Genomic DNA, 9,151 nt, shown 5'->3' on the forward strand with positions numbered 1-9,151 from the left:
GGCTCGCTCCCACAGGGTTTTGTGTTTTCTCGGGGATTAAGGCTGGGCCGCCAGCCACGTTTCGTCGCAACAGGCCTTAAGCGTTTCGCGCAGCCAGCGGTGTGCCGGATCCTTGTCGAAGCGCGGGTGCCAGGCCTGGGTCAGCATCAACGTCGGCAAAGGGATTGGCAGGTCGAACGAACGCAGTTTCAAACCCAGCCGGCGCACACTCAGCAGCGCTTCCTTGGGCACTGGCAGGATCAGGTCGGAATCCGGCAGCGCAAACATCGCCGCATGAAAACTCGGCGCAATCACCGCGACGCGGCGCTCCAGCCCCAAGGCATTCAGCGCCGTATCAATCGGGCCACGGGCGATGCCACGACGCGACATGCTGATATGGGAAAACCCGGCGTAGCGCTCGGCAGTGATTTCGCCGTCAAGCAAGGGATGGTCTTCACGCACCAAGCCAACGAAGTGTGTAGAAAACAGGTTCTGCACTTTGACTTCCGGGGTGACGGGCCGGGTGTTGCTGACGCTCAGATCGATGCGCCCTTCTCGCAGGGCTTCATCATCGCCATCGCCTTCCGGGACAAAGCGCAATTCGCAGTGCGGCGCGAGTTGATCGAGGGTGTCGAACAGCTTACCGCCGTACACCCCGATGAAAAAGTCGTTGGCGCGGATGCTGAAGCGCCGACGCAGCGTGCCCAGCTCCACGGTGTCGGCGGAGCGGAACAACAGCGCGGCCTGCTCGACCACATCGCGCACCTGTTCGCGCAGTTCCAGCGCTTTGGGCGTTGGCACCAGACCTCGGCCGGCACGCACGAGGATCGGGTCGCCGATGGCTTCGCGGATTCGCGTCAGGGTGCGGCTCATGGCTGCCGGACTGAGGTTCATCCGCCGCGCAGCGCCGACCACACTGCCCTCGTCGAGCAAAGCGTCGAGGGCGACCAGAAGGTTCATGTCCGGGAGTTGCATGCTGAGCACTCATGGCTGATCAGGATTGATCTGGGCGCAATGCTAGCAAACATCCTTCAAGTATTGCGGTGGCATGACTGACGCTATCGCGAGCAGGCTCACTCCTACATTAGATCTTCAGTGCCTACAGATTTTGTGTCCTACACAGATCCCGTGTAGGAGTGAGCCTGCTCGCGATGAGGCCAGTCGCAACGCCACAGAATTACCGCTGCATCCCCCACCGCTTCACGGTCACCCGCTCCAGCGTATCGAACACCAGATTCTCCACCAGCAAGCCAATCAGAATCACCACCGCCAACCCGGCAAACACCTTGTCGGTGTACAGCTCATTGCGATTCTGAAAGATGTACCAACCCAGCCCACCCTTGCCGCTGGTCGCGCCAAACACCAGTTCCGCCGCGATCAACGTGCGCCAGGCAAACGCCCAGCCAATCTTCAATCCAGCGAGAATCGACGGCAGCGCCGCCGGGATCAGGATGAACAGCACCAGCCGCAAACCCTTCAAACCGTAATTGCGCCCGGCCATGCGCAAGGTTTCCGAGACCCCGAGAAACCCCGCGTAAGTGTTCAGTGCCAAGGCCCACAACACCGAATGCACCAGCACAAAAATCAGGCTGTTCTGCCCCAGGCCAAACCACAGCAGCGCCAAGGGCAGCAGGGCAATCGCCGGCAACGGATTGAACATCGAAGTCATCGTGCTCAGCAGATCGCGGCCCAACTGCGTCGACACCGCGAGCGTGGTCAGTGCAAACGCCAACACGATACCGATCAGGTAACCCTTGATCAGCACCACCAGCGATATCCACACCTTGGCCAGCAGTTCACCGCTGAGCAAGCCATCGAACAGCGCATGGCTGGTCTGCAGAAAACTCGGCAGCATCAGGTCGTTGTTCTGAATCCGCGCGACCACCTCCCAAACGACCGCAAGCACAATCAGGATCAGGCCTTTACGCAGCCAGCCCTGTTGCCACAGCCGCGTGCCGAGCGACAGTTCACGCTCGACCGGCACTTCGGTCAACGGCTCCAGCACAACTTCGAATTCTTCACGCACAGATGATGAATGGCTCATCGGGTAATCCTCCTGGCCGCTCAATAGGCGATGCGAATGTCGTTGAAGTCGTGGTCACGCTCGGTTTCCGGCGACTGGCCTTCGTCGAACAGCAGACGATGAATGCGCCGCGCCGACTCCTGAAACGCCACGCCACCCAAGCTGTGCAAGTCGTATTGATGGCTGTGCACTTCGGCGCGCACTCGGCCGGGATGCGGCGACAGCAGCAGGATGCGATTACCGACCACCAACGCCTCTTCAATCGAGTGGGTAACGAACAACAGGGTGAAGCGCACCTCTTCCCAAAGCAGCAGCAACTCTTCCTGCATCTTGCGCCGGGTCAGCGCATCGAGCGCGGCGAACGGTTCGTCCATCAAGAGGATTTTCGGCTGCATCGCCAACGCCCGGGCAATCGCCACGCGCGCCTTCATGCCGCCGGACAAGGTATGCGGGTAGGCATCGGCAAACGCCGCCAGCCCAACCTTTTCCAGATAGTGCAGCGCGCGCTCTTCAGCTGCTTTTTTCTTCAGCGTTCGCGAAGCGAGCAGCGGAAACATCACGTTCTGTTTGACGGTTTTCCACGGTGGCAGTTGGTCGAATTCCTGAAACACCACAATCCGGTCTGGCCCCGGTGCGTCGACGCGCTGGCCTTGCAGGCGGATTTCACCTTCGCACGGCTGAATGAACCCGGCGACCGCTTTGAGCAAGGTGGATTTGCCGCAACCGGACGGGCCGAGCAGCACGTAGCGATCGGCCGGATCAATTTCAAAACTGACTTGGTGGGTGGCACGCACCACGCGTTGCGGCGTGCGGTATTCGAGGCTGACATGATCGACCGCCAGCAACGCGTCGCTGCGGGCGATCGGGTTGCTGGCCGCGTGACCTGGCAAGGGAGCGTTCATTTTTTGATCAATCTCCGGCGAATCAGAAAGGCGCGTCGCCCTGAATGGTCGTGCGATACAGCTTGCGGCGCAGGTGTGCGGGGCAGCCGGCGGCGAGATGGATCAGCGAGCGGTTGTCCCAGAACACCAGATCGTGGGGCTGCCACTGATGGCGGTAGATGTTTTGCGGCAGCACGCTGTGGGCATAGAGCTCGCTCAGCAGTTGCTGGCTCTCGTCTTCCGGCAGGCCGACGATGCGCGTGGTGAAACCTTCGCTGACGAACAGCGCCTTGCGTCCGTTCTCCGGGTGCGTACGCACCACCGGATGCACCACTTCGGCGACTTGAGCCAGTTGCTCCGGGGTCAGGGTCGGGCGCCAGTTGCCTTCGAATTTGGTTTCGCTGTAACGCGCCGTGTAGGAGTGCGCAGCACTGCGGCCTTCGACCGCTTTGCGCAACGCTTCGGGTAAGTTGTCCCAGGCTTTGTGCATGTCGGCGAACAGCGTGTCGCCGCCCTCGGACGGCAGTTCTTGCGCGTGAAGCATCGAGCCAAGGCTTGGCAGCTCTTTATAGGAGAGGTCGGAGTGCCAGAACTTGCCGGCATCGCCGAGGCCGATGTTCTGGCCGTTTTCAACGATGTTGGAAACGATGAGGATTTCCGGGTGGTTGGCCAACAGGAATTGCTTGAGCACATGGATCTGCAACACGCCGAAGCGGCGGCTGAAGTCGATCTGTTGCTGCGGGGTGATTTGCTGGTCGCGGAACACCACGACGTGGTGATCCAGGTGCGCGCGGTGAATGCGCGCGAAGTCCTGATCATTGATCGGCCGGGTGAGGTCGAGGCCGATGATTTCGGCGCCGACGGCACCGCTGAACGGGCGGATTTCAAAGGATTGCGGCGCGGCGGTCGCGGCGCTTGGGGAAGCAGTAGCTGCGGACATCTTTCCATCTCCCACGCACGGCACGCTCACGGGCGCGCTCGTCGATCAGACACTCACGCTGGATTGCGTGTTGGTTCAGGTCGTGCGGCGCGCCGATTGGTCGGCAGGTACGCAGGGGGATGACTTTATAGCTATAAGAACTGGAGATTAAATACCGTTATTGAATAACGATATGGCGATTGGTGAGGAATGGACTGAGTGGTGAGTGACGGTTTTTGTCACTTCCTGACAGAGATGTGGTGTTTGGGCTGCCGCTATCGCGAGCAGGCTCACTCCTACAGGGATCGCATTCCATCTGGAGAAATGCGGTTACTGTAGGAGTGAGCCTGCTCGCGATGAGGCCAGTGAGGTCACTAAAAAATCAACGCTCGTGCAACGCCTCAGCCCGCGCGCGGATGATCGGCTTGAGCAAATAACTCAACACCGACTTCTTGCCGGTAATGATATCCACCGACGCAACCATCCCCGGGATGATCAGCAACGGCTTTTCATCGGTACCCAAGTGGCTACGCTCAGTGCGCACCTTGATGATGTAGTACGTGGTTTTCTTGTCTTCGTCGGTGATGGTGTCGGCACCGATCTGCTCAAGCTTGGCTTTGAGCCCGCCGTAGATGGTGTAGTCGTACGCAGTGAATTTGACGATCGCTTCCTGGCCCGGATGCAGAAAGGCGATGTCTTGCGGGCGGATCTTCGCTTCGACCAGCAAGGTGTCATCCAGCGGTACGATTTCGACCATGTCGCTGCCCGGCTGGATCACGCCACCGATGGTGTTGACCAGCAACTTGTTGACGATGCCGCGCACCGGCGATGTCACCAGCGTGCGGCTGACGCGGTCTTCCAGCGCCTTGCCGGTCGCGCTGGCCTTGTTCAGGTCGGTGCGCGCCTCGTTGAGTTGGGTCAGCGCTTCGCTGCGGAATTTGCCACGGGTTTCATCAATTTTGCGCTGCACTTCCTTGATCGCCGATTCGGCACGCGGAATGGCCAGCGTCGTCGCATCCAGCTGACCACGGGTTTCCACCTCGGCACGCTTCAGACGCAAGACTTCCACCGGGGACACCGCGCCCTGGGCCACCAGCGGCTCGGACATGTTGATTTCCTGACGCTGCAAGCCGAGCTGCTGACGATACTGCGCTTGCTTGGAGGCGAATTCGCGCAGCTCTTGCTGACGCTGAATCAACTGCTCCTGCAAACCACCGATCTCGTCATGCAGTTGCTGGCGGCGGCTGATGTACAGCGACTCTTCGCTTTTTGCCTGACCCGGAACAGCCTTGAGCACGTCCTCGGGGAAATTCAGCGGACGGTCGTCGACCTCTGCGCTGAGACGCTCAACGCGCAGCAGCATCGACAGACGATCGGCCTCGGTTTCGCCGACGTTGGAGGCGAATCGCGTGTCGTCGAGACGAATCAACGGTGCGCCGGCTTCGACGATCTGGCCTTCCTTGACGAACAGTTCGGAGATGATCCCGCCCTCAAGGTTCTGGATTTTCTGGATCTTCGACGACGGAATCGCCTTGCCGTCGCCCTTGGTCACTTCGTCGATCACGGCGAAGTTGGCCCACAGCAGCAGGAAGATAAAGAAGCCGATGATCGCCCAGATGGTCAGGCGCACGACGCGCGGGGCGTCTTCGATCAGCGCTTTGTTGACCTCCGGCAGCGGTTGGCCCTGCAGTGATGCCGAGCCCTTGAAGTAGCGACGGATCGAATCCTTGAAACCCGACTTAAGCAACACTGATCTGCCCCTTCTTCAACGCTTCCATCACGGCGGCTTTCGGGCCATCGGCGAGAATTTGTCCACGATCGATCACCAGCAGACGATCGACCAGCGACAAGAGTGAAGCCCGGTGCGTGACCAGCACCACGGTCTTGTTTTCAATCACGGCGGCGAGGCGTTGCTTGAGGCGTTCTTCACCGGTGTTGTCCATCGCACTGGTCGGCTCGTCCATCAGCAGGATCGGTGGATTGAGCAACAGCGCCCGGGCCAGCGCGACGTTCTGCCGTTGGCCACCGGAGAGGTTCTGCCCGCGTTCGCCGACTTGCAGCTCGTAGCCTTGCGGGTGCAGACGGGCGAATTCGTGGACGCCGGCCAGTTCGGCCGCCTGCAGAACAAGCTCGTCTTCTACATAGCGTGCGCCAGAGACGAGGTTGTCACGCAGGGTGCCGGCCAGCAGCTGAATGTCCTGCGGCACGTAGCCGATGTTGTAACGCAGTTCGCTGACATCAATCTGACGAATATCCACACCGTCGACCAGCAACGCACCGTCGTCCGGCTGATACAGGCCGACCAGCAATTTGGCGAGGGAGCTTTTGCCCGAGCCGCTGCGACCGATGATGCCGATTTTCTCGCCGGGGCGGATCACCAGGTTGATGTTCTTCAGCGCCGGGTTCTGTTGTTCCGGGTAGGTGAAATTGAGCTGGCGGCACTCGATCGCGCCCTGCAAAACCTTGCGGCTCAACGGGCGCTCTTCGAAGTTGCGCTCTTGCGGCAGCTCCATCATCTGGTCGACCGAAGTCATGGTTACCCGTGCCTGCTGATAACGGGTCAACAGACCGGACAGCGAGGCCAGCGGACTGAGGGCGCGGCCGCTAAGCATGTAGCAGGCAATCAGACCACCCATGCTCAGGTTGCCGGCAATGATCTGGTAGACGCCGAAGACGATCATGATCACCCCGGCCAGTTGCTGGATCAGCAGGGTGATGTTCATCGCCAGGCCGGAGAGCATTTTCACCCGCAGTTCGAGGCGACTGAGGGTGCCGATGGTCTGCTCCCACTGGTACTGACGTTCGCTTTCGGCATTGTTGACCTTAACCGCGTCGAGGCCGGCGAGGGTTTCGATCAGGCTCGACTGGCGCTCGGCACCGAGGGCCATGGTGCGTTCCATGGTGGCCACCAGCGGCTTCTGCAAGGCGTAGCCGATCAGCAACGCAATCGGGAACGCCAGCACCGGAATCCACACCAGATGCCCGCCGAGAATGGCGATGACGATGAAGATGAGGATGGTGAACGGCAGGTCGATCAGGCTGGTCAGGGTCAGCGAGGCAAGGAAGTCGCGCAGGCTCTGAAACTCGTGGATGTTCTGCGCAAAGCTGCCGACCCGCGCCGGGCGGTATTTCATCGACATGCCGACGATGCGTTCGAACAGCGTCGCCGAGATGATCAGGTCGGTTTTCTTCCCGGCCAGATCCAGGCACAGACTGCGCAGGCTCTTGAGGATCAGGTCAAAGAGGTAGGCGCCGGTGATGCCCAGCGCCAACACCCACAGGGTCGCTTCGGCCTGGTTCGGCACCACGCGGTCGTAGACGTTCATCACGAACAGCGGCGCAGCCATGGCAATGATGTTGATCAGGAAACTCGCGGCGATCGCATCGGCATACAGCCAGCGCGAACGCTTGAGGGTGTCGCGGAACCACGAGCGTGCACGCGGAATCAGCGTGCCGTGATTGACGTCGAATTTGTGTTGCGGCTGAGCGAAGAAGACTTTGCCGGTGTAATCGTCGGCGAGCAGTTCGCGACTGACGATGGACTCGCCGCCGTCGGTTTCGCTGAGCAGCACCCGTGCTTCGTTGTCGCCCTGCCAGCCGAGCAGGACGGCGCTGCGGCCATCCTTGAGCAGCAGCAACGCCGGCATGGCAATCGCCGGAATTTCTTCCAGTTTGCGTTGCAGCACGCGCCCTTGCAGGCCGGCGCGAGCCGCCGCACGGGGCAGCAACTCGACACTCAGGCGTTGTTTGGGCAGCGGCAGGCCGGTGGTCAGCATCGCCGCGCTGGCGGGTTTCTGATGAAGCATGCAAAGGGCGAGCAGTCCGTCCAGTAAAGGATCGTCGTGCAACGCGCGTGGATCATGACTGAGTTGAACTCGACTGACTTCTGATTCCACGCTCGACACTCTTTGACAGTTGAAAAGGGATAACTCAATTCATCCCAGGCAGCTGGACCTTGGGCTTCACGTCGTTTTGCACAACGGATGCCAACGGTGCGACCACTCCCTGGCTTCTGAGCAACTCGCCCATGGTCGCCTTGATTCGGTACTGAGTAAATAACTGAATGTTTTTGATTTCAGCCAGACGCCGCGAAGCGGTGAACAACTCGTTTTCGCTGTCGAGCAAATCCAGCAAGGTACGTTCGCCAAGGCTGAACTGACGTTGGTAAGCGGTGCGCACCGAGGTGCTGTGGTCGACGTATTGCTGCGCGATCGGCACCTGCGCGTTGGCGTTGTTCAAGGCGTTCCAGGCCAGACCGAGTTCTTCGTTCAACTGACGCAAAGCGTTGTTGCGGATGTCCAGCGCCTGGTTCGACAGGTACGACTTGGATTCCAGATCGGCCTTGTTGCTGCCACCGGAATAGAGGTTGAAGCGCATGCGCAGCATCGCCTGCCACTCGTTGTTGTGACCGTTCTGGCCGTCGAGATCGTTGTCGGCAGTGCGGCCCAGTTCGGCGTCGAAACGTGGGTAGAAGGTCGACTTGGCGGTTTCGTACTGCTTCTCGGCAGCGGCGATGTCGGATTCGGCCGAACGCAGGATCGGGCTGTTTTCCAGCATCTGCTGGCGCGCTTCATTGAGGTTGGCCGGCATCATCGCCATGAACGGCGCCGGACGCTCGAGTTGATCGGGCATCTGGCCGACGGCGCTGAGGAAGTTGGTTTCCGAGTCGGCCAGATTGGTCTGCTCGGTGATCAGGTTGTTGCGGCACTGGGACAAACGCGCTTCGGCCTGATCGAGGTCGGCACCGCTGCCGACGCCACGCTGGGTGCGCAGCTGGATCTGGTCGTAGATGCGCTGGTGGCTCTTGAGGTTTTCTTCGGCCAGACGCACGAATTCGCGACGTGTCAGCACGTCCAGGTAAACCTGGGCGACGGTCAGCGCGGTGCGCTCGGAAGTACCGAGCAGCGAGTAAGCGCGGGAGTTGACGGTGGCTTGTTGACGCCCGACTTCGCTGGACGTCGCAAAACCGTCAAAGACCATTTGCGAGAGACGTAAACTTGACTCGCTGCGGTTGAGGGTTTCGTAGTGGTTACCGGAATTGGCGCGGGTGGTGACGCTGTCGGTGCCTTCACGGCCATAACCGCCGAGCAGATCGACCTTGGGCAGGTATCCACCTTTCGCCGCTCTTAATTGATAATCCGCGGCCAAACGACTATTTACCCCTGCCTGGATTTCCGGATGGACATCCAATGCCTGCTGCATGGCTTCTGGTAAGGATTGTGCTTGTACAAAAGAGGCGGCGAGAGCGAAGGGTACAGCCAGAAACAGGGGCGAACGCATGGTAGGAATTTCCCAGAACTTCTTGTCTTGAATCACAGCAAAACGTGGCGCTGCGTCGGATGATGGCAA

General features: G+C 60.1%; 7 protein-coding genes. All 7 read right to left on the reverse strand.

Annotated elements, in window-relative coordinates:
- Window positions 1-36 precede the first annotated feature (36 nt).
- Window positions 37-954 carry a LysR family transcriptional regulator gene (locus tag ACIPIZ_RS08300; protein WP_025113444.1) on the reverse strand — a complete coding sequence of 306 codons (918 nt, stop codon included), beginning with the start codon at window positions 952-954 and terminating at the stop codon, window positions 37-39.
- A gap of 202 nt (window positions 955-1,156) precedes the next feature.
- Window positions 1,157-2,023, reverse strand: a complete 867-nt coding sequence (locus tag ACIPIZ_RS08305) for an ABC transporter permease (RefSeq protein WP_401164913.1) — start codon at window positions 2,021-2,023, stop codon at window positions 1,157-1,159.
- A gap of 20 nt (window positions 2,024-2,043) precedes the next feature.
- Window positions 2,044-2,904 carry an ABC transporter ATP-binding protein gene (locus tag ACIPIZ_RS08310; RefSeq protein ID WP_127925367.1) on the reverse strand — a complete coding sequence of 287 codons (861 nt, stop codon included), beginning with the start codon at window positions 2,902-2,904 and terminating at the stop codon, window positions 2,044-2,046.
- Between the two features lie 22 nt (window positions 2,905-2,926).
- The gene (locus tag ACIPIZ_RS08315) at window positions 2,927-3,823 is read right to left on the reverse strand and encodes a TauD/TfdA family dioxygenase (RefSeq protein ID WP_127925366.1); all 897 of its coding nucleotides are present in this window, start codon (window positions 3,821-3,823) and stop codon (window positions 2,927-2,929) included.
- 361 nt (window positions 3,824-4,184) lie between these two features.
- Window positions 4,185-5,552: an HlyD family type I secretion periplasmic adaptor subunit gene (locus tag ACIPIZ_RS08320; protein ID WP_007918311.1), complete on the reverse strand. Its 1,368-nt coding sequence runs from the start codon at window positions 5,550-5,552 to the stop codon at window positions 4,185-4,187.
- Window positions 5,542-7,698, reverse strand: coding sequence for a type I secretion system permease/ATPase (locus tag ACIPIZ_RS08325; RefSeq protein ID WP_127925365.1), 2,157 nt, complete (start codon window positions 7,696-7,698; stop codon window positions 5,542-5,544). Before ACIPIZ_RS08325 ends, ACIPIZ_RS08320 begins: the two co-directional genes overlap by 11 nt.
- Window positions 7,699-7,732: 34 nt before the next feature.
- A complete protein-coding gene (locus ACIPIZ_RS08330) occupies window positions 7,733-9,082 on the reverse strand; it encodes a TolC family outer membrane protein (protein WP_401164915.1) in 1,350 nt (449 codons plus the stop codon).
- Window positions 9,083-9,151 lie beyond the last annotated feature (69 nt).

Source organism: Pseudomonas sp. NPDC087690, from assembly GCF_044743175.1.
GTDB lineage: Bacteria > Pseudomonadota > Gammaproteobacteria > Pseudomonadales > Pseudomonadaceae > Aquipseudomonas.